A 21595-nucleotide genomic window follows, 5' to 3' on the forward strand; every position below is an offset into this window, starting at 1 on the left:
CGGGGGCCGGGTGTCGGATGAATCCGGGCGGTCCCGGCGCACTGTGCGGCCGGGAGTGCCGACACCTTATCGGCGGCGACCGGAACCACGCGGGTTGTCGGAGCCGCGCCGTTCGCCGCACCGGGCGCGCTCGCAGCCGTCTGCTGGTGTGTCGTCAGCAAAGGCATGTGTCCTTCTCCTTGTCGGGGCAAACGCCCGGTCGGCTCGCGCACCTCAGTCGGCCGGTATGACGATGATGGTGGCTGTGCTGGCAACGTCGTCGGCGACCGAGCCACCCGCGATGCGGGCACCGCCGGCGCCGGCGGAGCGCGCCGCCGTTCCGGCCAGCGCGCGTCCGGCCAGACTCGACAGGGCCATCTCGCCGAACAAGACTCCCGGGGCTTCGGCGGCCGCGGGACCGGCGCCGGCGCTGGCGCCCGGCAATACCGACGCCATCGCCCTGGCCACCGGTGCGGCCGCAGTCCAGCTCGGCGGTACCGACAGCGATCCGACATAGATTGCTCGGGCGATGCCTCCGCTCGCCCCGCCGCCAAGGGGCTTGATATCGGCGATGTATCCGCCACGCAGCGGCGCCAACGGGGAAAACACCCCGGCGGCGGCTTTCGGGCTGAGTAAGGCGGCCACACCCGGGGCGTTTTGCGCCAAGCCGAGGATCTGACCGAACGTCAGCCACCAGCCGCCGGGTATGGCGCCCAGCCCGATGATGCTGTATGGCCCGGTGAGGTTCGCCAATAGGGTGCTGATGCTCTGCAGCACGGTGTCCCAACCCGCGCCGGAAGACGTCGTCGCCAGGCCTTGCAGGGTGGTCGGCAGCAGGCTGATGAATTGGGAGAGCTGCGACTGGATGTCGGCAGCGGTCGAGGCGGCGAGCGTTTGTGCCACCGCCGCCGCCTGGCCGGCCGCGCTGGCTGGGTTGGTCGTCTGTGGTGGCTCGCTGAACGGGGCCAACTGCGCGGCCGCCGCCGAGGAGCCCGCATAGCCATACATGGCGGCAGCATCCTGGGCCCACATTTCCAGGTATTGGGCTTCGGTCGCCGCGATTGCCGGGGTGTTTTGCCCGAATATGTTGGTGGCGATCAACGACATGAGCAACGCACGGTTGGCCTCGATCACCGGGGGAGGAACCGTGGCGGCAAACGCCGTTTCATAGGCACCCGCGGCGAGCTTGGCCTGGGTGGCGGCCTGCTCGGCCTGGGCGGCGGTGGCGCTGAGCCACGCCACGTATGGAGCGGCCGCGGCCGCCATGGCGATCGCGGACGGACCGGTCCACGATCCGACGGTCAGGCCCTCGACGGTGGAGCCATACGATGCCGCGGTGGAGTGCAGGCCCGCTGCCAACTCGTCCCAAGCCGCGGCCGCGGCCAACATCGGTCCCGAGCCCGGACCCATATACATCCGGCCCGAGTTGATTTCCGGCGGTAGCGCCCCGAAGTCCATATCTGTTACCTCCGGTCCCTATATGGCCGCCATGGTAATCACGGCCTGGTAGTTCTGCACACAATTTGAGCCGGATCTCATGGAACTCACCCGATGTCCAAATCATCATCTAGGTGCTGATCCCAAATATTTAATGACCGCGCACCCGTGCACCCGTTATCCGATGAGCCCGTCACGACTTGTTTTCCTCCCCTGCGCAGATTTCCCCGACCCGATATGCAAACATGCTGTACAACGTTTATTTGCATCGCGTTCCGCCCAGGTAAGAGCAGCGTAAACAGTACGTGTCACCCCTTGCCGACTAGCTGTGAGAGCTTCTTTAAACAATCGTCACTGGACGCTTATAAGGCCAGGTCGCAGCAGTAGCGACCAGCCGCATTCACTATCGCTATCGCCACTATTCTGCTCTCGTCCAATTCTGAATTATGCGACGCGCTCTTTTCGCGGCCCGTGACGATTCGATGCCAAAAATATAACGACATTTCGAGTGCGCCAATAGGTTTGACGAGTGATCACCATCTCGCGGAAACACCAATACCTGGCGACACCACGCTCGATGGCTATCGTGTCCGCGGCGCCGATTGGGTGGCGACTGCCGATCTGAAGGCTGGCACCGAAAGATGGCTCCGTGGGTGCCGACGTCGCCGACGTGGTAGCTGACCGTCATACCGTGCTCTCCTAACGTGAGGCAGCCTACGCACGACGGCGACCCTGGGTACGCGAGTACGCCTGCGAACTGACTGCCCAGTTGCTGAGAACTTTCCGGCAGGCCGCCCTATCCGGCGGCGGGCGGTCGTGCGACGAAGGTCGGACGGAAACCGTACTGGGGGACGGCGCGGCCGAAGTGCTGGCCGGCCGCGTTGCCGAAGGGCACCCCGGGCATGCCGGCCGGCCCCGCGGGAGGGGGTGCCACCATGGGTGTGCCACCCAACGTCGAGCCCAGGGGACCGTGCAGCGGCGCGGCGGCGGTCCAGCTTGGCGGCACCGACAGCGTGCCGACGGCGGCCGCGTTGCCTACGCCGGCCGACACGGCGCCGCCGAGTCCGCTCGGTCCGGCGATGCCCGCGAGCGGGCCTGCCAGCGCGCCGGTGGCAGCCTCGCCGAGGGCTTCCCCGGCCATGCTTGCCGCCGTCCCACCGCCGATCAGACCCAGCAGCGGGGCGAGTATGGTGGCCGGCGCCATGCCGAGCCCGGACGACGTCACGGTGTTCCAGAAGTTCGAATTGGGTTGCAACACGGCCCAGATTTCATGCCAGATCGATCCGGTGCCCAGCGTGCCCAGGATGCCCGCCGGCCCGGACGACGCCGGTCCGGTCGACGACGCGAGTCCTTGCAGGACGGTCGGCACCGCGGAGATCAGCTGGGACAGCGTCGACTGCTGGGTGCCCGCCGCCGCGCCGCTGGCTTGGGCGACCGCGGCCGCCTGGGCGGCCAGGCCGCTGGGGTTGGTTATCCGCGGGGGCTCGACAAACGGGCTCAACCGCGTGGCCGCGGCCGAGGAACCGGCGTAGCCGTACATGGCCATGCCGTCTTGGGCCCACATTTCGGCGTACTGAGCCTCGGTGGCGGCGATCGCCGGGGTGTTTTGCCCGAATATGTTGGTGGCGACCAGCGCCATCAGCTGGGCACGGTTGGCCGCCACCACCGGTGGAGGCACCGTTGCCGCAAAGGCGGCTTCGTAGGCGGCCACGGCCGCCTCGGCTTGTAGGGCCGTTTGCTCGGCTTGGACGGCTGTGCTGCTCAGCCATGCCGTATACGGTGCGACCGCGGCGGCCATCGATGCCGATGCCGGGCCGTACCATTCTTCGCCGGTCAGCGCGCAGAGCACCGCGCCACAGGACAACGCGGTGGCACGTAGCTCCGCGGCCAGGCCGTGCCAGGCCGATGCGGCGGCCAGCATCGGGCCCGAGCCGGCGCCCGAATACATGCGCGTGGAATTGATTTCGGGCGGCAATGTTGCAAAATCCAGGGCGGCGGTCATCGTCGGCCTCCTCGTTTAGCTGACGGCGTTGGCGGCTTCGGTAGCCGCATAGGAACCGGCACCGGCACCCAAGATCGCGACGAACGGCTCGTGGATTGCCATCGCCTGAGCACCCACCGTCTGGTACCGGGCGCCCTGGGTGCCGAATTGCGTTGCGGTCAAGACCGATACGTCATCGGTGGCAGCAGCAGCCAGACCTGTGGTCGCGGGTGCGGCGGCATTTTGGGCGGCCGTGGCCGCTCCGACACGGGGCAACTGACCCGGGGCCGTTGCCAGGGCAGCTGGCTGGGTGGTGACCAATGACATCGGGCTTCTCCTGCCGGAAGACCCGAACCAGGGGCCGATGTGGCGATTTCGCTGGCAAATTCCGCGCGCCCGCTGCACACCCCCCTAGCGCAGGGGTGCGGATCGGAGAATGGCGTTGAGCCAGTTCAGATTGCGTGAACGGCGCCCAGGTCGGATCGGAACGAAATGATCGTCGATCTCGAATAGGAACTATCGCCGGAACTCATTTCGCTCTCACCTCCTCGGGGCCAGGGCACGCGGGGGTGCCGGTGGCTTGCACATCAGGGGTGGGGGCCCAATTGAAACATAGGGCGCGGCACCCCTCTCGTCAGAGCTTTGGCACCACACGGCGTATCCGGGCTGGCCCGGAAGCCACTTGGGCTCAACCCTTAAGCCGGGAAGAGCTGTCCTGACCCTGGGCGTCTTTCGACGTTCGAGGTCAGTGGCCTATATCCGTGCAGACGCCTCACCTAGCGAGGTGCATGCACAGGCCATCGTGGCACCCCCGACGGTTCGAGTCAACCCAAACACGCTGGCTCATCAGGGGCGCGTGGGTGAGCCGCCCCACCCGGAGCGGCAACGGCCGGCTGGTCCGGCCCGTGACGTAGCGATGGGGATCCGCAACCACGCCCGCACACCGCTGCCCGCCGCCGCCGACAATTTGGCCGTCGCGCAGGGACTTTCGCCGTAAACCAGCCAGCGCTGTCGTCGCGTCTGACGGATCGTCGTCCTGCCGCGGCGGGTCACACAGGTATCCGGATCTGAGCCTTGCGCTCCGTCGGCGACGTCACTATCCCGCGGCGGGCGGGCGCGCCATGATCGTCGGCCGGAATCCGTATCGAGGACCACTGCCGAAGCTGTACGAGGCGCTGGTGGCCGGGACGCCCGGCAGACCGGGCATGCCCGCACCGGCCTGGGGGGCGGCAACGGTGCTGGTCGCGCCGGCGCCGGAGGGTGTGGCTCCGGCGGGATTTGCCGCCTCGACGGCCGTCGTCCAGTTCGGCGGAACAGACAGGCGCCCGACCATGGCCGCCTTGTTCGCGCCGGCGATGACCGCCCCCAAGCCCGATCGGGCGACCGTCGCCCCCATCGACGCGGCATCGGGATAACCGACGTCCATGGGTGCGACGAGGACCTGCGGCGCCCCGTCGAGAGCCACCGAGTTGATGTCCGCCAGTGCAGCCGTGACGGCGGGCATGATTAGCCCGGGAGCCACGTATCCGGCTGACATGACACCGTTCACCACGTTGGAGTTCAGGAAGATCCCGTAGGGGTTCCCGTCGTTTCCGTCCAGGAAGTTCAGCATGTCGGCGAGCAGGCCCGCCCCGGGAATGGCGTCCAGCGGCGCAGCCACGGCCGACGGTGACGCGAGTCCTTGCAAGCTCGCCGGCACCGCGGACATGAGCAGCGGCACGTCCGTCTGCGTGCGGCCGCCCACGGCGGCACCGGCCGCGTGGGCGACCGCCGCGGCCTGGCCGGCCTGCCCGGACGGGTTGGTGGTCGCCGCGGGTTCGGAAAACGGTGTCAGAGCGGAGGCCTGCGCGGAGCTAGCCGCATACCCGTACATGGCCGTCGCATCCTGAGCCCACATTTCGGCGTATTCGGCCTCGGTAGCCGCGATCGCGGGTGTGTTGATGCCCAGAAAATTGGTGGCCACCAACGCGATCAACCGGGCACGGTTGGCGGCGACCACCGCCGGCGGCACCGTCATGGCAAACGCGGCCTCAAAGGCCGCCGCAGCCGCCGCGGCCTGACTGGCGGTCTGCGCGGCCCGCAGGCCCGTGACGCTCATCCACGTCACATACGGGGCGACCGCGGCCGCCATCGCCGCCGACGCCCGCCCCAGCCAGCCCTCACCGATCAACCCCGAAATCACCGACTCGTAGGCCGCCGCGGTCACCTGCATTTCGGTGGCGACTGCGTCCCAGGCCGTCACGGCGGCCAGCATCGGCGCCGAGCCTGGCCCCGAATACATGCGCAGGGAGTTGACTTCAGGAGGGAGCGCTCCGAAATCCATTGCCAGCACCTCGATTAACCGACCTCTCACCGATCGCCCAGGTGGCGGGTGGTCCCCCGGCCGTCATCCAGCGGCTGGGGGGCGTCCCATGATCGTCGGCCGGAATCCGTAACGCGGAGCGTTGCCGAAGCTGTGCCCAAACACCGCGGGCATCCCGGGCACCCCGGGCATGCCCGCTGCCGCCTCTGGGACGGTCGCGGAGCTGGTCCAGCCGCCGCCCGGTGCCGCGGCGCCGGCGTGGTTCGCTACCGCGGTCGCCGCCATCCAGCTCTGCGGAACAGACAGTCGCCCCACCAGCGCCGCCTGGTTGGTACCGGCCGACACCTCTCCCGCACCCCACGAGGCCACGGGCGTCTCGCTCAGCGGGGGCAGGCTTTCGGGGCTGGCCGGTGAGATCCCGGGTAGCCACGTGGGGTTCCCTTCGCCGGAGCCCATGGGGGGCAGTGGGGCATTTTGGGCGCCCAACGCTACCGCGTTGACGTCGGCCATGGCGGTCCAGACGGCGGGGCCGACGATGGCGGGGCTGACATATCCGGCCGAGGTGAACCCGTTGACCAGCGAAGAATTCATGAAGATTCCATAAGGATTTCCGTCGTTGCCATCCAGGAAATTCAGGATGGCGGCGAGCCAGCCCGCCGGGCCGGCAAGCGCGGAGTTCAGCGCGTCCAGGCCAGGGATAGCCTGGGCCGGTGCCGCAGCGGCCGCCGCCGGTGACGCGAGCCCCTGCAAGGCATTCGGCACCAAGGCCATCAGTTGCGGCAGCTTGGACTGCGCGAGACCGAACCCGGCACCGCCAGCGGCCTGGGTGACCGCCGCGGCCTGGTTGGCCTGACCGCCCGGGTTGGTCGTGTGCACCGGTTCGGTGAACGGCGACAGCGCGGCGGCCGTCGCGGAGCTGGCGGCATAGCCGTACATTGCCGCCGCGTCCTGGGCCCACATTTCGCCGTAGGCGGCCTCGGTGGCCGCGATCGCCGGGGTGTTTTGACCAAGCACGTTGGTGGCCACCAGCGCCGCCAGCTGAGTGCGGTTAGCCGCCACCACGGCCGGGGGCACCGTCATGGCGAACGCCGACTCAAATGCGGCCGCCGCGGCGGCCGCCTGAGCGGCCGTCTGCTCCGCCTGCATGCCGGTGATGCTCATCCACGCCAGATACGGGGCGGCGGCTGCCGCCATCGATTCCGATGCCGGACCCAGCCAGTCGTCGCCGGTCAGCACCGTGATCACCTTCTGGTACGCGGCAACCGTCGAACGCAGCTCCGCGGCAAGCCCGTCCCAGGCCGTCATGGCGGCCAGCAGGGGCGCCGAGCCTGGCCCCGAATACATGCGTGTGGAGTTGATTTCAGGTGGGAGCGCTCCGAAATCCATTGCCAACACCCCTTATCCGGCCAGCACTTCGAAGGTGGGCGCCGATGGGGGCAACATTCGGGCGTGCATAACCCCGGCCGCTGCCGACAGCGATTCCGGTTGTGTCCCAACAAAAGACATCGGACTTCTCCTTTTCGGATAGTCCGACCCAGCTACGGGCCTCCGCCGTTGTGGTGGTGGTGTCGGGGTGCTGCCGATAACACGTGCGCTTCGGTGCGCAGCGCGTGTCGGATACTCGGCGCCAGCCGGTTCAGACGGCGGACCAGGCGCCGTGACCGGATCGGAAGGTCATCGAATTCCTGCAGCCTGCGTCAATACGACCAGTCTCGCCCACCTCCTGTCGCGGATCGGGACGCAAGGGAGGTGCCGCCGTAGTTGCGTGAATCGGGGGAACGAGACCACCCAGCAAGATTTGCTCGACACCGCACCCCCTCTCGTCCGAGCTTAGGCATCACAGCGTATCCGGCCGACGCAGCGCCGGAGGCAAGTTGGCCGGGACTCGCCGGCGGGGTGCGGCCGTTTGCCCAGCGGTAGCTCGTCGTTGGACGTCAGTGCCCGTTCGGCGGGGAAGGTCATCGGCCGGGTGTGTCCGGCGCGGCTGCGGCGCCACGATCCGGGCGGGGCCACAGCGGCCCGGTCCGTCAGCGTTCCCATGGGGTTAGCTGCCGCGGCCGAGCCGGAAGAGACGGCTACGTTGTCTTCTTCTCGGCCACCGCGGCGCGGAGTCCTTCGGCGAGGTCGTCGCGGGTCAACTCCTTGAACCGGCGCAGCTGCTCCTCGCTGAATTCGGTGCGATCGCTGGCCAACACCTCGTCGAGGATCTCGTCGTCGAGCCGGAAACTGCGGTGGTCGCGCGCCTTCTCCACCACGTTGCGCACGAAACCGGCGTTGCCGAGCACATCGATACCGCGGATCAAATCCCCGTCTTCGGAGTAGGTCTCGTCGCGGTAGAACTTCGTGTAAGACGGCAACAACACCTGGGCGGCCTCATCGGTGATGACGTCCTCGTTCTCCCTCCCCATCAATTTGGTCAGCGCGATCAGTTCGTCCGGGGTGTAGCTGAAGAACTCGATGACCGTCGAAAAGCGCCGTCGCAGACCCTGGTTCACCTCGAGCATCTTTTCCATTGCCTTGGCGTAGCCCGCGCCGAACACCACCAGCTCGTCGCGATGGTTCTCCATGTACAGCAGCAGCGTGTTGATGATCGCGTTGCCGTAGGGGTCGCCCTGGGTGTAGCCCTTCTCGTGCAGCGTGTGCATCTCGTCGAAGAAAACCGCGCCGCCCAGGGCGCCCTCGAGCATTTCCTCGGTGTTCTTCTCCGCGTCGGCCATGTACCGGCCCAACAGCTTGGTGCGGCTGGTCTCCACCACGAGCGGCTTGCGCAGCACGGTCAACCCGCACAGCTGCTTGGTGAAGGCCCGCGCCACCGACGTCTTGCCGGTGCCCGGGGGCCCCAGCAACAGGGTGTGCCGCGACGTCACCGGCACCGGAAGGCCCATCTTGGCACGCGCTAAATTCACCTTGGTGGTCGCCTTGATGAGCTTGATCTCCCGCTTGGCCTGCTCCATGCCCAGCATCGCGTTGAGCTCGGCATCCCCTTCCGCCAAGTACTTCGCGGCCATCTGAGCGTGCCGAGCGGCCTCGGTCTGCGCCCTCGTCGGCGCGCTGTCCGGATCCCACGGGTCGGTGCGCGCCTCTATCGTTTCCGGGTCGGTCAGGACCAGCCGGAAGTTAGGATTGTCCAGTGCCTCGCGGGCCGGGGTGAATTTTGCATCCCGCGAGTACACCCGCCGCAGCAGTTCGACGGCTTCCTCCTCGCGCCCGACGTGCCGCAGGCACATGCCCTGGGTGTACAAGGCGATGTTCGCCGCACCCGGAACCCGGTCCCCTTCGATCGCTTCCTGAGCGCGCCGAAAGGCCTCCTCGAAGACCCCCAGCGACGCCAGCGCGGTGGTGGCCATGGCCGCCCCCGCGGCCTTGAGCTCCGGGTGGCGCCACGGCGTCGCCTCGGGGAACTGGGCGAGCACATCCGGCCACCGTTTGGTGCGGAAGTACAGCACGCCCCGCACATAGCTCACCAGCTCGGCGTCGAACGGATGCCGGGGTTCGGTGGCGTCGAGCAGTTCCGCCGCCTCCTTGTAGCGCTTGGCCTCGGCGAGGACGGCGGCGTACGCGCAGGCCAGCGAGTCCACGCTGGTGATCGCCAGTCGCAGAAACAACCCGTCGGACACCTCGGGTCGGAACTGCAGATCCGTGACGCCGAGTCGGCGGGTCTCCCAGCCGAAGGTCCTGACCGCCGCCCATGCCCCGGCGAGCACCTCGATGCTCTGGTCGCCGGCCAGTACCCGCGCCAGCCAGGCATCGCACATGCCGGGATCCAGCTTGGTGGCCGTGGTGAACATCTGGGCTGCCACCTGCGGGTTGTGGCTGGGCTGCAGGCCATTGACAGAGATTCCCGATGCCAGCAGACCGGCGACCATGGCGTTGCGGGCATCTTCGGCAGCCGACTGCGTGCGGGTCATTGCCCTGCGGTTGAACTCGTCGCGTGCTTCCGCTCGGTGCCGACGCGCAGCTCGAGCTCATCGTGGTCGTGCAGCGCGCGGCCGGGAACGACGAGGTGCTGGCGGACTGCCGGGGCGGGCAGGCTGGCGCGCACCGCGGCCAGCTGGCGACCGGTGAGCCGGTTGAGCCCGGCCGTCAGCTCCTTGGGCAGCCGGTCAGCACTGTGATAACGCACCCACGCCGACACCCGAGGCCGTCCCAGTCGGGTGATCAGCCGCACCGTGACCACCGTTGCCGCAACCCCGGGCTCACCCGAGAGCCACAACCGATCCAGTGTTTCGGTGGTGATGTCGGCCGGGGTCACCCAGAAACTGGTGACGTACCCGTTGAAGTGCTTGAGGTGGCGCCAACCGGGGCGACTCCACGTCGGCTCCAGGTCAGCCAACACCGCGCCATCGACCTCGGCCAGCTCGTCGGCGGTCAACGGCCGGGCGGCACAACTTTGCCCGTCCAGATCCTGGGCCAGCCGCTCGGTGGCCGCCACCAAGGTCGAGGCCAGCGAGTCACGGCAGGCCACCGCGGCCACATTGCGCTGCGGGTTCATCCGCAGCACCAACCAGGTGCGGCGTCGGTCGGCGGCGGCCTGCTCACCCACCCCCTCGGCGGATCCCCAACCCTCCGGCCCCCACTCCTGCAGCGAGGCCGATGCCCGGGCGGCGTCTGCCCCGCCGTGCAGCTGGACCGACACAACGTCGATGCCCTCCAGCCGAATATCGAACTGGCGCAACCCGTTAGCGACCGCCGCCACCGGCAACGCCGCGTGCGGCGTCACGCGGTGACGATGCCGACCCGACGGATCTCCCTCGCCCCCGTCGACCTCGATCACCGTGATCAGCTGGCCCCGGTACTCGCGCACCCCGACCGCGTCGCGCCCGAACCGGCGCTGGTGGTCGATCGCGGGCGTACACCCCGCCGCCAGCGCCGTTCCAGGGTCGGCGGACCAATCCCACACCCAGGCCGCCACGCCCGAGATCACCGTGATCCCGTGATAGCTGACGATCGACAGCAGCGTCACCAACACCGCCATGCCAACGCCAACCCACCACGCCACATGGTCATCGCCCTGCCAGGACCGCGGGCAATGACTGGCAACCAGCAAGATCACCACGTCAACCACAAAGACGGCCGTCACCCGTGGCCACGACAACGACAACCCGAACCTCTTCTGTGCCTTCATGGTTGCTTCCGCGACCGCCGCATCAATGTCGCCGTACCATACACCGCGCCACCTATCAATAGTGCCCCAGCCAACCCCCCGGCAGCCACCCACACCGGCACCATATTGCGGTCGGCGGGCCCCTTCGGCAGCAACAGCGGCACCGACAGCTGCTTCGGCGGCGTCGCCGGGCCTTCCGGTACATCCCAGGTCAGCGCCGCCACCGGGTCGACCACGCCGTAGCCGACCTGATTGTCCACGCCGCGAGCGGGCGGTCTGGCGGTGTGAATCAACCGATTCATGACCTGATACGCGGTCAACTCGGGGAATTTGGCGCGCACGAGTGCGGCCACTCCCGAAACGATCGCGGCCGAGAAGCTGGTGCCGGCCGGCACCAGCAACGAATTGTCTGGGCCGTCAATCGCATTGATCAGACCGTCGTCGCGGGGTGAAAGTCCGATGACGTCGGTGCCGGGCGCGGAGAGCGACACCCATGGCCCCGCGATGCTCATTTGACTCAGCGGCTGACCGCTGGCGTCCACCGCCCCGACGGTCAAGACGAACTCGTTGAACCAGGACGGTGTGACCACCGTCGTCACGGCGTTCCAGTTCCGGGGATCATCGGGCTGCAAGGGATCAAACACGGGGTTCTGCTTGCAGTCCTTCTTGCTGCTGTCGCCGGCTGCGGCCACGATGAGCGCATTCTTGTCGACCGCCGCGTAGTGCACGGCGGCCCCCAGGACACGCTGGTCGATGATGTTGCGGGAGCTCATGCACGTCACGTCGGAGATGTTGATCACCGACGCGCCCATGTTGGCCGCATGCACGATCGCTCGCGCCAGCGTCTCGACGTTGTCGATCTTTGCCTGTGTCTGCGGGTCTTCATCGCCGGTGTAGGCGTCCTTGAGGCCAAACGCCTGGCTTGACTGGCGGATCGAGATCACCTCGACGTCGGGGGCGATGCCGCTGAAGGCGTCGGGCGCCGCACCGGGCGTGGTGGGCGGCGCCGGTGGTGGCGGCGCCGGCGTGGGCGTTGCCGGGGCACGGGGATGCGGGTTGTCGACGCTGACCACGCGCCCCCCGCCGGAGTGACCCGGGATCGTCACCGTGCCGCCGCCGTGGTTGGCCGCTGGGGCCTGCGGGGCCGGTGGCGGCGCCGGCGGCGGCCCGCCGGGCGGGGCCCCTTCCTCGGGAGACGGCGGCGGAGCGGGAATCACCGTCACCGTCTGCGGTGGTACCGGCGACAGCGTCACGGTCTGCGGCGGTGGCGGCTTCTCGGTCGTGGGAACGGTGACCGGCCTGCGCGGTACCGCGGGCGGCAGTGCCGCGCCGGTGGCGGGGGCCGCAGCGATCATCGACGCCACGATGGTGCCGTGGGCGTCGCAGTCCGACAACCCATCACCGCCCGCCATCACGTAGTCGCCGCCCGGGATCAGCCGCGGCAATCTGGGATGTGGGGTCACGCCCGTGTCGATGACAGCGACCTTAACCCCCGCGCCCTGGCCGAATTGCCATGCCTCGGAGAGGTTCAGCATCTCCATGTATTTGGGCGGCAACCGGAAATCGGTGCCCGGCAGCACGCCGACCTCGGTGCAGTAGGAGTTCTGCTTCGTGGGCGCCAGTGGCCCGGGCGGAGTGTCGGGTGGCAATGCGCCCGGATCGATCGTCGGCGGCGAAATTGCCGACGCCGGGGGCAGGCCGGCGAGTGCGCCCGAGGCGAGCAGCATCGCGGCGATGGTCGCGGTGGACGCGCGGCCATACCACAATCTGGCGCTACCGGTACCTAATCGCCGCATAGACGTTCATCAGCCACAGTGCCAGCGGGAAGATCGGCATGAGGCACAGGTATTCGATCCATTCCACGAGCTTGCGGAACAGCGGGCTGTAGATGGTGTTGGGCACATGCGCCGCGGCCGCCATGCCCGCGGCCGGCAGCAGCACCAGGATGGCGGCCGCGATGGACACGGCTAACGGCGAGGACAACTCGACCGCGTAGCGCACGACCACCGCGGCGACAATGATCACCGCGGTCGCGGCCAAGGTGATCGCCTGCCACCGGTCGACGTAGGACCGGCCGCGCAGCAACAGGAAACCGGAGGTGAACCCGGCGAGTATCAGCGGCAGCCACCGTTGCCCGGTGTGCGGATCGCACAACGCGGTCAAGCACACCACCATCAGGACGCCAAGCCCCACCAGCAACCCGCTCAAGAACGACCGGGCGCGTTCTGCCTGCAGCATTACGTCGCGCACCGACGCCGGGCCCTCCAACACCGGCCGACCGCCGTCCGACACCACCACCGTCGTCGGCAGATCGGGTCGAGCCTCGAACACCCACCGGCTGGTGGCCGACGGGAACACCGGGAGTCGGATGCCGGCCAGTCGTCGGGACAGCGCCGGCGCGGCGTGGTAGAGAATGACGCAGGTCAGCACCAGGCACGACAGCAACGTCACCGCGCTGGTGGCCGCGACCATGCGGGACAGGCTCGCCAACGTGACCAACGCGGTAATCGTGATGGTGGCGGTGTAGATGCCCAGTCGGCGGCCGGTAAACCGCAGCGCCAGCGCGGCGACGACGGTGAGCACCCCAAAGCCCAGCACCGCCTGCGGGGACCCCACTGGACCGGGCGGTGCCGCGGCGGCCGCAACCGTTACCGGCAGGAGCCCGCTCATCAGCAAGAGGTCGCCGACACGCCGGTCCGCGTCGGTCTTGGCGCGCATCAACAGCAGCACGGCCACCGACAACACCAGCACGCCGATCACCGCGGCGAAGATGGTGGTCAACCACGTGTTGTGATGCCAGCGCCACCAGGCCAGCACCCCCGAGGCGAGGGCCACCCCGGTGGCCACCATCGACGCACCGACCTGCACGGCAACGACCGGGTCGATCGCGGCGAATCGCTTGCTGAGATTGGACGCGACCGCGGTGGAGATGTGCTCGATCACTTGCGACCGGTGTTCGGAGTCCGGGATGAATCGAATCCACAGCCGGTCACCGTCGTAGATGTCTTGCTCGGTCAGCGACTGGGTGGCGCGCAGCGGCACGCCGTCAACCAGACACAACGCCCACCGGCCGCGCCCGGAGGCCTCCAGCGGGGTCTCGCCCAGTTCCCGGAGCCGACCGTTGACCACCTTGAGCAGTGGGTCGGTCATCACCGAAACGGGGGCGTTGGCATCCAGCAGGACACCGATCTGCACCCCCGCGCCGGCCATGATGCCAACGACGACGGAACGAGGCGACGAGACGCCCTCGACGTCGGTCTGTGGCGCGTCAGCTACTGCGGTCATCGTGCTGCACCCCCTGCCATAGCGAACGTGTAGTCCCGTGACTCAATCCGTGCCGAGGCGCCATTGCCCCCGGAGAGCTGCGGCTCGACTGACTCCGAATTCATTTGCCTCGCCTCGCGACCATTAGTTGTGGTGGACGTTGTTTCGTCGGTTCTGCGGCCCGATTCTAAAGCAGTATGCCGTCTTCCTGTCTTGGCCGCATATTATGTTCGAAAATATTGTTGCACTTACGATTTCGAATCCTGCTGTCAAACTCTGCTATGGGTTTTCCACTCACCGTACGGCAGCGTGTCCAGCACGGTCTTCACCCCCACTTGCACCAGCTGTGGGGTAGCCGGGCAGATCGCTAGCCACGCCTCGCCGGAGCCGGCGGTTCGCGCCTGCTGGTACAGGGCGATGCGCCCGCCCGAACCGTCCTTCAGGGACAACACCGAGGCGCTGGGGCCCTTGGCGTCGTCTCGGTACTGACGCGCATAGAGCGCGACCTCGGCGGCGGGATCCGACAGCGCCTGCCCCAGCGCCGCCACGGTGGCAGCACTGATGCCCATCCGCCGAAGATCTCCCCCGGAGAAGACGTTAAAGCCCGATTCCTGCCACGACTTCGTTGCCTCCAGCATCTCCTCCAGCGGCACGTTCACCGCGTTGATCGCCGCCGGGTCGGCGTGGTGAATCGACTCCAACCCGTCTAGGACCAACGCGGCGATCGAGGAACTGTCGGCCACCGACACGTCGTCGACGGTGATGTCGTTGCCCACCCGCACCGCCGACACCCAGTGCTGGCCGCGGCGGGCCAACACCACCCGGAACTCGTTGTCCGGGATGTCACGCGATCCCGGCGGCTGATTCGGGTCGTCGATCACCCCGTAGAGCAACTTGCCCCGCGAGAGCAGGGCGATGACCTCGAGGTCGGGCGCTGCGAGCACCTTCATCCGGGCCGCCACCTGCTCGTTGACCTGGTCGCCCACGACGATGCCCTGCTCGCGCATGACGGCCATGCCCGGATGCTCGTTCAGCCAGTCGTTGTTGTCGGTGGATACATACGGCCGGCACCGCAGCTCGGGCGCCACGTGCCGAATATCGAGCAGCGCCTGCAGCATCCAGAATCCGTCGACGTTGACGGTGATATCGGTGCGGAGACTTTGTTGATCCATCCCAGCCCTCTGAGGTTTACGTGGGTCCTAGTGCCAATTGATGTGCCGGTCGACTGCAGGACACAGCAGCACACCGGCCGGTTGGTGTGCTGCCGCGCCTGAAGTTTGGTTCTAGGCCCAGCTGGAGCCGACGGCGCTGTCGGTTTGCGCCATGTTGCTGCCGGCGGTCTGGATCTTTTGGCCGTGGGCGTTGGCCTGCTCGTAGATCACCTGGAAGTTGCGCCCCAACTGGGTGATGAACTCCTGGCAGGCCACCGACCCGGCGCCGCCCCAAAAGTCCCCGGCGGCCAGCACATCGCGCACGATGGCCTGGTGCTCGGCCTCCAGCGACGCCGCCTGCGCGCGAATGGTGGCGCCGTGGGCGTCCACATCGCCGAACTGGTAGTTGATGGTCATAGCTGATGTCCTCCTGAATCGAAGCCGACGGTCCGGTGCTAGCTGCTAAGGATCTGCTGCGAGGCCTGCTCTTGCTGCTCGTAGTTGTTGGCGTCGCGGATCAGCCCGTCGCGCACCCCGTGCAGCATGTTCACGATGTTGCGAAACGCCTGATTCATCTGGGTCATGGTGTCCAGCGAGGTCGCCTCGGCCAGACCGCTCCAGCCCGCACCGGAAATGTTTTGCGCCGACGCCCACATCCGCCGGGCCTCGTCCTCGACCGTCTGGGCGTGCACCTCAAACCGGCCCGCCATGTCCCGCATCGCGTGCGGATCCGTCATAAAACGCGTTGCCACCTGAAGGTCTCCTTACTGATAGCTCGTTGATGGCTAGATCATCTGTTGTCGTGAAGGGCGATGGCCGGATGGGCTACGCGATGGCGCAACCGCCCGACCCCAGAACTACGGATGAGCCCCCTTTCCGTCAGCCGGCGGCCCCGACCGGCTGTCACGGGTCGGGAGCCGATGCGTCCGATGCCGCACGCCGCCAGTCCGCTTAGCCGGCAGCGGCCGCGTTGGCGGCCTCGGTCGCCGCGTACGAGCCCGAACTTGTTGCCAGCGTGTTAACGAACATCTCGTGAATCGCCGCGGCTTGGGCGCTGACCGCCTGGTACATCTGCGCATGGGCGGCGAACTGGGCCGCGGTCAGCGCCGAGACCTCGTCGGCGGCCGCCGGCACCACCCCGGTGGTCGGGGCCGCCGCGGCTGCATTCTGGGCGTTCAGTGCCGAGCCGATACCCTGCAGGTTTCCGGCCGCCGCGGCCAACGCTTCTGGCTGAGTTGTCACGAACGACATGCTGTTACCCTCCTCCAATCATCCCAGCAACCGCTCTCTTGACGAGAGTACGATGACTGGCTCGCCACAGGTTGCTTTCGACGTCACCTGTTCGCATTTGTTCACTGCGCGGCACCACGAATTCACCTGCTGTAACGACACAGTAACAGCGATTGACCTGGTTGGTGTCCCGGTCGTGGCAGTCGGCGACAAGCTGGTGCACAGATCGTCCGATTTGGCCGTCGGGAGTTCGCTGACCAGCGATATTTCCCGCTGGGTTTCGGCACCACCTCATGGCTGGTTCAGATGCGCGGCCGGGCCGCATGGCCGGCGGCTCCGGCCGGATGTCAGCCAGCGAACGGCGGACGGGCCATCACGGTGGGCCGGACCCCGTAGCGCGGACCGGCGCCGGCCCCGCCTGCGCTCGCGCCCGCCAGCGGCATCCCACCCAGCAGGTTCGAACTCCCGGCGTCCGGCGCCGCGCTGATCGTGCTCACCGGTAGCGGAGCGGCCCCAGGGTGCATCGGCCCGGGCAGCGATCCGCTCCAGGCCGGTGGCACCGACAGCTTTCCGAGTGACGCCGCGTTGCCCAGGCCCGCTGACACCGGTCCCCCGCCCAGCAGACCACCGAGCCCAGGTAAGCCCTTGGCGGCGTCACCGGCGGCCGCGGCTGCGGCCGGTGCTGCCGCGCCGAGCAATCCCAGGGTCTTGGCCGACTGCACAAAGTTGTTGGCCATACCGACGCTGAAGTAGGGAAGCCCCTCGGTGTTGTACATGAAGCTCGCGTAGGGCTGCAGGGCGTTCAGCAGGCCCGAAATGGATGTGGGGAACGTGGGTTGCCCGAACAGGATCTGCCACAGCCACGACAGCGGCCCCTCGGACGATTGCGTGAGGGGCGAGGTGAGGCTGTGCAGCACGGCGGGTAGCCCGGTAATCATCTGCGTCAGCGTCGACTGGGCGGTGCCCGCCGAGGTGCCGGTGGCCGCGGCGACCGCGGCCCCCTGGACGGCCCGTGCCGCCGGATTGGCGATCTGCGGCGGGGAAGTGAACGGCGTGACCGCCGCGGCGGTGGCCGAAGAGCCGGCATAGCTGTACATCGCCGCGGCGTCTTGCGCCCACATCTCCCCGTACTGGGCCTCGGTGGCCGCGATTGCCGACGTGTTCTGACCAAACACGTTCGTCGCGATCAACTGTGCCAGCTGAGCACGGTTGGCCGCGATCAACGGCGGTGGCACCATCGCGGAAAACGCCGCCTCGTAGGCGGCCGCCGCCGCCCTGGCCGAAGCGGCCGCCTGCTCGGCCGCCGCCGCGGCCGCACTCATCCACGCCACATAGGGCGCCACCGCCTCGGCCATCGCCGCCGACGCCGGACCCAGCCACTCCTCGGTGCTGAGCGCGGTGATCACCTTGTCATAGCCCATGGCCGCCGAGCTCAGCTCGACCGCCAACCCATTCCAGGCCGACGCGGCGGCCACCATCGGCGCCGACCCCGGGCCCGCATACATTCGCCCGGAGTTGACCTCCGGCGGTAACGCACCAAAGTCCATCGCTGTTGACCCCTTAGCCGGCAGCGGCCGCGTTGGCCGCCTCGGTAGCCGCATACGACCCCGAGCTCATGCTCAACGCGTTGACGAACATCTCGTGAATGGCTTCGGCCGCAGCGCTGACGGCCTGATACATCTGGGCGTGTGCGACGAACTGAGCGGCCGTGAGCGCCGACACCTCATCGGCCGCCGCCGGAACCACCCCCGTGGTAGGAGCCGCCGCCGCCGCGTTTTGACTGCTCAACGCCGCACCGATGCCCTGCAAGCTGCCGGCCGCCGCCGCCAACGCTTCCGGCTGCGTGGTCACATACGACATGTGCGCCCTCCTAATTCGTTCTGGCTCAAGAGCTTCCAGAAATATGTTGTCACTACGCTAATTCGCTGGCCGGTGGTAGCGCTTCCGCCGCGGCCAGCTTTTCATTCACGGAACAAGGACTATTCATCTGTTGGCTACCTGCACTTCGGCCCTTTCTGCGTTATCCGGCGGACGGCGGGCGGGCGAGCACGCTGTGGCGAAACCCGTACCGGTGAGCAAAGCCGCCGCTACGCCGGCCCAGGCCCGACCCCAGGGGCATCCCCCTGAGCAGGCCCGCTGCCCCACTCGGCCCAGTGGTGACGACGTCGGCGCCCACCACCGCGGGCGTGGCATGTTCTGCCGCGACCGGCGAAGTAGCCCAGCTCGGCGGCACCGACAACCGCCCAATTGTGTTGGCGGACGCCAAACTTGCCGACATTTTCCCACCACCCAGGCCCAGGCCCAGGCCCACGAATTGCGGGGTCGGGTACCAGGCTCCACCCGAACCGGCCGTCGTCCCCCCGGGGCCAAAAGTCAATTGCTGCCCAATCGAGGCGAAGAATTGTGCGATTCCCATCCCGAAGTACGAAAGCCCCAGGAAGCGAACTATCGTGGTCCGATTGGCGGGGGTCAGTGAGCCCAGCAGCTGGACGATCCACCAATCGTTGGGATTCGGCCAGGCGGACAACGCCGAGGTCGACAGGTGCCGCAGCAGTTGCGGAACCGCGGCGGTGGCGAAGAGCTCCGCGTCCATCGACGACACCGTGGGTGCCGAAGTCCCCGCGGCAGTGGCGGCGGCCTTGGCGACGGTTGCCGCCTGCGCGGCCACTCCGGCCGGGTTGCTGGTTTGTGCGGGCTTCGGGAACGGAGTCAACTGTGCGGCGCCCGCCGAGGAGCCCGCATAGCCATACATCGCGATCGCGTCTTGGGCCCACATCTCGGCGTACTGCGCCTCAGCGGCCGCGATTGCCGCGGTGTTCTGACCGAAGAAGTTGGTCGCACACAGCGTCTGCAACAAGACCCGGTTGGCCGCGATCACCGGCGGTGGCACCGTCATCGCGAACGCCGTCTCGTACGCGGCCGCGGCCGCCCTGGCCTGTACACCCGCCTGCTCGGCTCGCGTTGCGGCGGTGCGGAGCCAAGCTATGTAGGGCGTGGCCGAGGCCACCATCGACATCGCGGTCGGGCCGACCCACCACGAGCTGGTGAGCTCGGCGATCACCGACTCGTATGCACTTGCCGCCCAGGCCAACTCGGCGGCCAACTGGTCCCACGCCGCGGCCGCGGCCAGCATCGGTCCCGACCCCGGACCGCTATACATTCGGCCCGAATTGACTTCTGGAGGTAATGCCCCGAAGTCCAACACTCGTCCCTCCTCGGCCGACCGCGATCGCGTCAGCGAACCGGCTTGCGGCATCGGCACTGTCGGCGGCCGGCTCGGCCGCGCCGACACAACCCGCCCGTGCTGCAGCTGCGCCGCTGCGAATGTCAGCCCGGTGGCCGGGTTTGCTCGTTGGCGGATCGTCCGGGGCCATCCGACCGCGCCCACCGCCCCGGGAACCGGCGAGAGACGCTCTCGACCTTGAGAAAGCGCCGGATTGTAGCCTAACCGATCGATTGCTGGTTCATCGTGGAACCGTTACATAGGAAACACATTAGTTTGTGGGACCGGCATCCACCGCCCGTGACACCAACTATTCATTCGCTGCACACCAATGTTCAGCTTTAGTTAATCTAACTATCTGGCCCGGTTGCTCCGGCGGAACCAGGTCGAGCAGGCGGCAATCCCGACTTCGTCACTCGTCGTCGAGGATGAGCGCCATCTCGGGGCAGGCGGCCACCCCGTCACGGGTCACCTGCGCGTCCTCGGGTTGCACCTCCCGTTCCCCGAGGATCGAGTAGCCCGATTCATCGATCGGGAACAGCCGCGGATCGACCGCGTAACACTGGGCGTGTCCCGCGCATCGCGACCGTTCGAGGTGGACCTTCACCGGTTTCCCTTTCTCGACCGGCGCACACCGCGCCGGGATCAGACAGCTCGATAGATAGTTAGAGTAGTTGGGCGTGGCGGCTGTCGGCGAACAACGGAACGGACCAACGGAAGACTTGGGCGCATGAGCACTCCCGAGGGCAGCCAGGGCGCGTTTTACCTACCGCGACTTGAATATTCAACGTTGCCGATGGCCACCGACAGGGGCCTCGGCTGGCGCATCCTGCGCGACGCGGGGCCGGTGGTGTTCATGAACGGCTGGTACTACCTGACGCGCCGCGAGGACGTGCTGGCGGCGCTGCGCAACACCAAGGCGTTCTCGTCGAGGGCAGCGCTGCAACCCCCCGGAAACCCGCTACCCCTGGTGCCGCTGGCGTTCGACCCGCCAGAGCACACCCGGTATCGCCGGATCCTGCAGCCGTACTTCAGCCCGACCGCGTTGACCGGGGCGCTGCCGTCGCTGCGCAGCCACACCGCCGCGATGATCGAGGCCATCGCCAGCCGTGGCGAGTGCGAAGCAATGGCACATCTGGCGAATCTGCTGCCATTCCAGCTGTTTCTTGTCCTCTATGGCCTGCCACTTGGGGATCGCGACCGGTTGATCGCCTGGAAAGACGCCGTGATCGCCATGTCCGACCGGCCCCACCCGACCGACGCGGATCTGGTCGCCGGGCGCGAGCTGTTCGATTACCTCGCGCGGACGATCGCCGAACGCAAGCAACATCCGGGCCCAGACGTCCTGTCGCAAGTCCTGGTCGGCTCGGATCCGCTGAGCGAAATCGAGGCGCTGGGCTTGAGCCACCTATTGATCCTGGCGGGCCTGGACACGGTGACCGCGGCGGTGGGTTTCTGCCTGCTCGAACTCGCACGCAGACCGCAGCTGCGCGCCATGCTTCGTGACAATCCCCGGCAGATCAGGGTATTCATCGAAGAGATTGTCCGGCTGGAACCGTCGGCGCCGGTGGCACCGCGGATCACCACCGAGGTCGTCACCGTCGGCGGCATGACGCTGCCGGCCGGCTCACCGGTGCGGTTGTGCATGGCCGCGATCAACCGGGACGGCACCGACGAGACATCCACCGATCAACTGGTCATGGACGGAAAGGTGCACCGCCACTGGGGATTTGGCGGCGGGCCGCACCGCTGCCTGGGTTCTCACCTAGCCCGTTTGGAGCTGACGCTGGTGGTCGACGAATGGCTGAAGAGGATCCCCGAGTTCGAACTGGCGTCGGGCTACACACCCGAAATTCACTTCCCGTCGAAGTCCTTTGCGCTCAAGACATTACCGCTGCGCTGGGATGATGCGGCCAAGCGCTAG

The 21595-nt window shown here is 67.7% G+C and carries 18 protein-coding genes and 1 riboswitch; of the genes, 1 reads left to right on the forward strand and 17 read right to left on the reverse strand.

Features of this window, described 5'->3' with window-relative positions:
• Window positions 1-213: 213 nt before the first annotated feature.
• The 17 genes from G6N20_RS06880 to G6N20_RS06960 all read right to left on the reverse strand — a co-directional run bounded on the left by G6N20_RS06880 (window position 214) and on the right by G6N20_RS06960 (window position 20278).
• Window positions 214-1437, reverse strand: coding sequence for a PPE family protein (locus G6N20_RS06880; RefSeq protein WP_083051446.1), 1224 nt, complete (start codon window positions 1435-1437; stop codon window positions 214-216).
• A gap of 775 nt (window positions 1438-2212) precedes the next feature.
• Complete coding sequence (locus tag G6N20_RS06885) at window positions 2213-3418, reverse strand: PPE family protein (protein WP_083051449.1); 1206 nt, start codon at window positions 3416-3418, stop codon at window positions 2213-2215.
• Between the two features lie 15 nt (window positions 3419-3433).
• Window positions 3434-3724: a PE family protein gene (locus G6N20_RS06890; RefSeq protein WP_083051452.1), complete on the reverse strand. Its 291-nt coding sequence runs from the start codon at window positions 3722-3724 to the stop codon at window positions 3434-3436.
• A gap of 292 nt (window positions 3725-4016) precedes the next feature.
• A riboswitch (M-box (ykoK) riboswitch) is annotated at window positions 4017-4188 on the reverse strand.
• A 305-nt stretch (window positions 4189-4493) separates the two neighbouring features.
• On the reverse strand, window positions 4494-5720 hold the full coding sequence (locus tag G6N20_RS06895; protein WP_083051457.1) for a PPE family protein: 1227 nt from the start codon (window positions 5718-5720) through the stop codon (window positions 4494-4496).
• Window positions 5721-5783: 63 nt separating this feature from the next.
• Entirely contained in the window at window positions 5784-7085 is a 1302-nt protein-coding gene (locus G6N20_RS06900; protein WP_083051461.1) for a PPE family protein, read from the reverse strand.
• A gap of 689 nt (window positions 7086-7774) precedes the next feature.
• Complete coding sequence (eccA5, locus tag G6N20_RS06905; protein ID WP_083051464.1) at window positions 7775-9607, reverse strand: type VII secretion system ESX-5 AAA family ATPase EccA5; 1833 nt, start codon at window positions 9605-9607, stop codon at window positions 7775-7777.
• Window positions 9604-10824, reverse strand: coding sequence for a type VII secretion protein EccE (eccE, locus tag G6N20_RS06910; RefSeq protein WP_083051467.1), 1221 nt, complete (start codon window positions 10822-10824; stop codon window positions 9604-9606). Before eccE ends, eccA5 begins: the two co-directional genes overlap by 4 nt.
• Window positions 10821-12599, reverse strand: coding sequence for a S8 family serine peptidase (locus tag G6N20_RS06915; RefSeq protein WP_083051470.1), 1779 nt, complete (start codon window positions 12597-12599; stop codon window positions 10821-10823). The genes eccE and G6N20_RS06915 overlap by 4 nt, the downstream gene beginning before the upstream one ends.
• Complete coding sequence (eccD, locus tag G6N20_RS06920) at window positions 12577-14088, reverse strand: type VII secretion integral membrane protein EccD (protein ID WP_083051473.1); 1512 nt, start codon at window positions 14086-14088, stop codon at window positions 12577-12579. Before eccD ends, G6N20_RS06915 begins: the two co-directional genes overlap by 23 nt.
• Before the next feature lie 248 nt (window positions 14089-14336).
• Window positions 14337-15239 carry an ESX secretion-associated protein EspG gene (locus tag G6N20_RS06925; RefSeq protein WP_083051476.1) on the reverse strand — a complete coding sequence of 301 codons (903 nt, stop codon included), beginning with the start codon at window positions 15237-15239 and terminating at the stop codon, window positions 14337-14339.
• A 111-nt stretch (window positions 15240-15350) separates the two neighbouring features.
• Window positions 15351-15635: a WXG100 family type VII secretion target gene (locus tag G6N20_RS06930; protein WP_083052703.1), complete on the reverse strand. Its 285-nt coding sequence runs from the start codon at window positions 15633-15635 to the stop codon at window positions 15351-15353.
• 38 nt (window positions 15636-15673) lie between these two features.
• On the reverse strand, window positions 15674-15970 hold the full coding sequence (esxJ, locus tag G6N20_RS06935) for a type VII secretion system ESX-5 protein EsxJ (protein WP_163662691.1): 297 nt from the start codon (window positions 15968-15970) through the stop codon (window positions 15674-15676).
• A 199-nt stretch (window positions 15971-16169) separates the two neighbouring features.
• Window positions 16170-16469, reverse strand: coding sequence for a type VII secretion system ESX-5 target PE18 (locus G6N20_RS06940; RefSeq protein WP_083051892.1), 300 nt, complete (start codon window positions 16467-16469; stop codon window positions 16170-16172).
• A 326-nt stretch (window positions 16470-16795) separates the two neighbouring features.
• A complete protein-coding gene (locus G6N20_RS06945; protein WP_083051895.1) occupies window positions 16796-17995 on the reverse strand; it encodes a PPE family protein in 1200 nt (399 codons plus the stop codon).
• A 13-nt stretch (window positions 17996-18008) separates the two neighbouring features.
• Entirely contained in the window at window positions 18009-18308 is a 300-nt protein-coding gene (locus tag G6N20_RS06950; RefSeq protein ID WP_083051898.1) for a PE family protein, read from the reverse strand.
• Window positions 18309-18468: 160 nt separating this feature from the next.
• Window positions 18469-19653 carry a PPE family protein gene (locus G6N20_RS06955; RefSeq protein ID WP_269474172.1) on the reverse strand — a complete coding sequence of 395 codons (1185 nt, stop codon included), beginning with the start codon at window positions 19651-19653 and terminating at the stop codon, window positions 18469-18471.
• Window positions 19654-20083: 430 nt separating this feature from the next.
• Window positions 20084-20278 (reverse strand): ferredoxin, encoded by a 195-nt coding sequence (locus G6N20_RS06960; RefSeq protein WP_083051901.1) that lies wholly within the window; start codon window positions 20276-20278, stop codon window positions 20084-20086.
• 123 nt (window positions 20279-20401) lie between these two features.
• Here G6N20_RS06960 and G6N20_RS06965 point away from each other — a divergent pair, with 123 nt between their 5' ends.
• Window positions 20402-21595, forward strand: a complete 1194-nt coding sequence (locus G6N20_RS06965) for a cytochrome P450 (RefSeq protein WP_083051904.1) — start codon at window positions 20402-20404, stop codon at window positions 21593-21595.

It is taken from the genome of Mycobacterium shinjukuense (genome assembly GCF_010730055.1).
GTDB lineage: Bacteria > Actinomycetota > Actinomycetes > Mycobacteriales > Mycobacteriaceae > Mycobacterium > Mycobacterium shinjukuense.

What these genes read in the sequence shown, in the direction of transcription:
- eccA5 (WP_083051464.1), bottom strand. Translation starts at nt 9,607, where the DNA reads ATGACCCGCACGCAGTCGGCTGCCGAAGATGCCCGCAACGCCATGGTC.
- G6N20_RS06950 (WP_083051898.1), bottom strand. Translation starts at nt 18,308, where the DNA reads ATGTCGTATGTGACCACGCAGCCGGAAGCGTTGGCGGCGGCGGCCGGC.
- G6N20_RS06925 (WP_083051476.1), bottom strand. Translation starts at nt 15,239, where the DNA reads ATGGATCAACAAAGTCTCCGCACCGATATCACCGTCAACGTCGACGGA.
- G6N20_RS06890 (WP_083051452.1), bottom strand. Translation starts at nt 3,724, where the DNA reads ATGTCATTGGTCACCACCCAGCCAGCTGCCCTGGCAACGGCCCCGGGT.
- G6N20_RS06900 (WP_083051461.1), bottom strand. Translation starts at nt 7,085, where the DNA reads ATGGATTTCGGAGCGCTCCCACCTGAAATCAACTCCACACGCATGTAT.
- G6N20_RS06915 (WP_083051470.1), bottom strand. Translation starts at nt 12,599, where the DNA reads ATGCGGCGATTAGGTACCGGTAGCGCCAGATTGTGGTATGGCCGCGCG.
- G6N20_RS06930 (WP_083052703.1), bottom strand. Translation starts at nt 15,635, where the DNA reads ATGACCATCAACTACCAGTTCGGCGATGTGGACGCCCACGGCGCCACC.
- G6N20_RS06885 (WP_083051449.1), bottom strand. Translation starts at nt 3,418, where the DNA reads ATGACCGCCGCCCTGGATTTTGCAACATTGCCGCCCGAAATCAATTCC.
- G6N20_RS06945 (WP_083051895.1), bottom strand. Translation starts at nt 17,995, where the DNA reads ATGGACTTTGGTGCGTTACCGCCGGAGGTCAACTCCGGGCGAATGTAT.
- G6N20_RS06880 (WP_083051446.1), bottom strand. Translation starts at nt 1,437, where the DNA reads ATGGACTTCGGGGCGCTACCGCCGGAAATCAACTCGGGCCGGATGTAT.
- G6N20_RS06940 (WP_083051892.1), bottom strand. Translation starts at nt 16,469, where the DNA reads ATGTCGTTCGTGACAACTCAGCCAGAAGCGTTGGCCGCGGCGGCCGGA.
- eccD (WP_083051473.1), bottom strand. Translation starts at nt 14,088, where the DNA reads ATGACCGCAGTAGCTGACGCGCCACAGACCGACGTCGAGGGCGTCTCG.
- G6N20_RS06895 (WP_083051457.1), bottom strand. Translation starts at nt 5,720, where the DNA reads ATGGATTTCGGAGCGCTCCCTCCTGAAGTCAACTCCCTGCGCATGTAT.
- eccE (WP_083051467.1), bottom strand. Translation starts at nt 10,824, where the DNA reads ATGAAGGCACAGAAGAGGTTCGGGTTGTCGTTGTCGTGGCCACGGGTG.
- G6N20_RS06965 (WP_083051904.1), top strand. Translation starts at nt 20,402, where the DNA reads ATGAGCACTCCCGAGGGCAGCCAGGGCGCGTTTTACCTACCGCGACTT.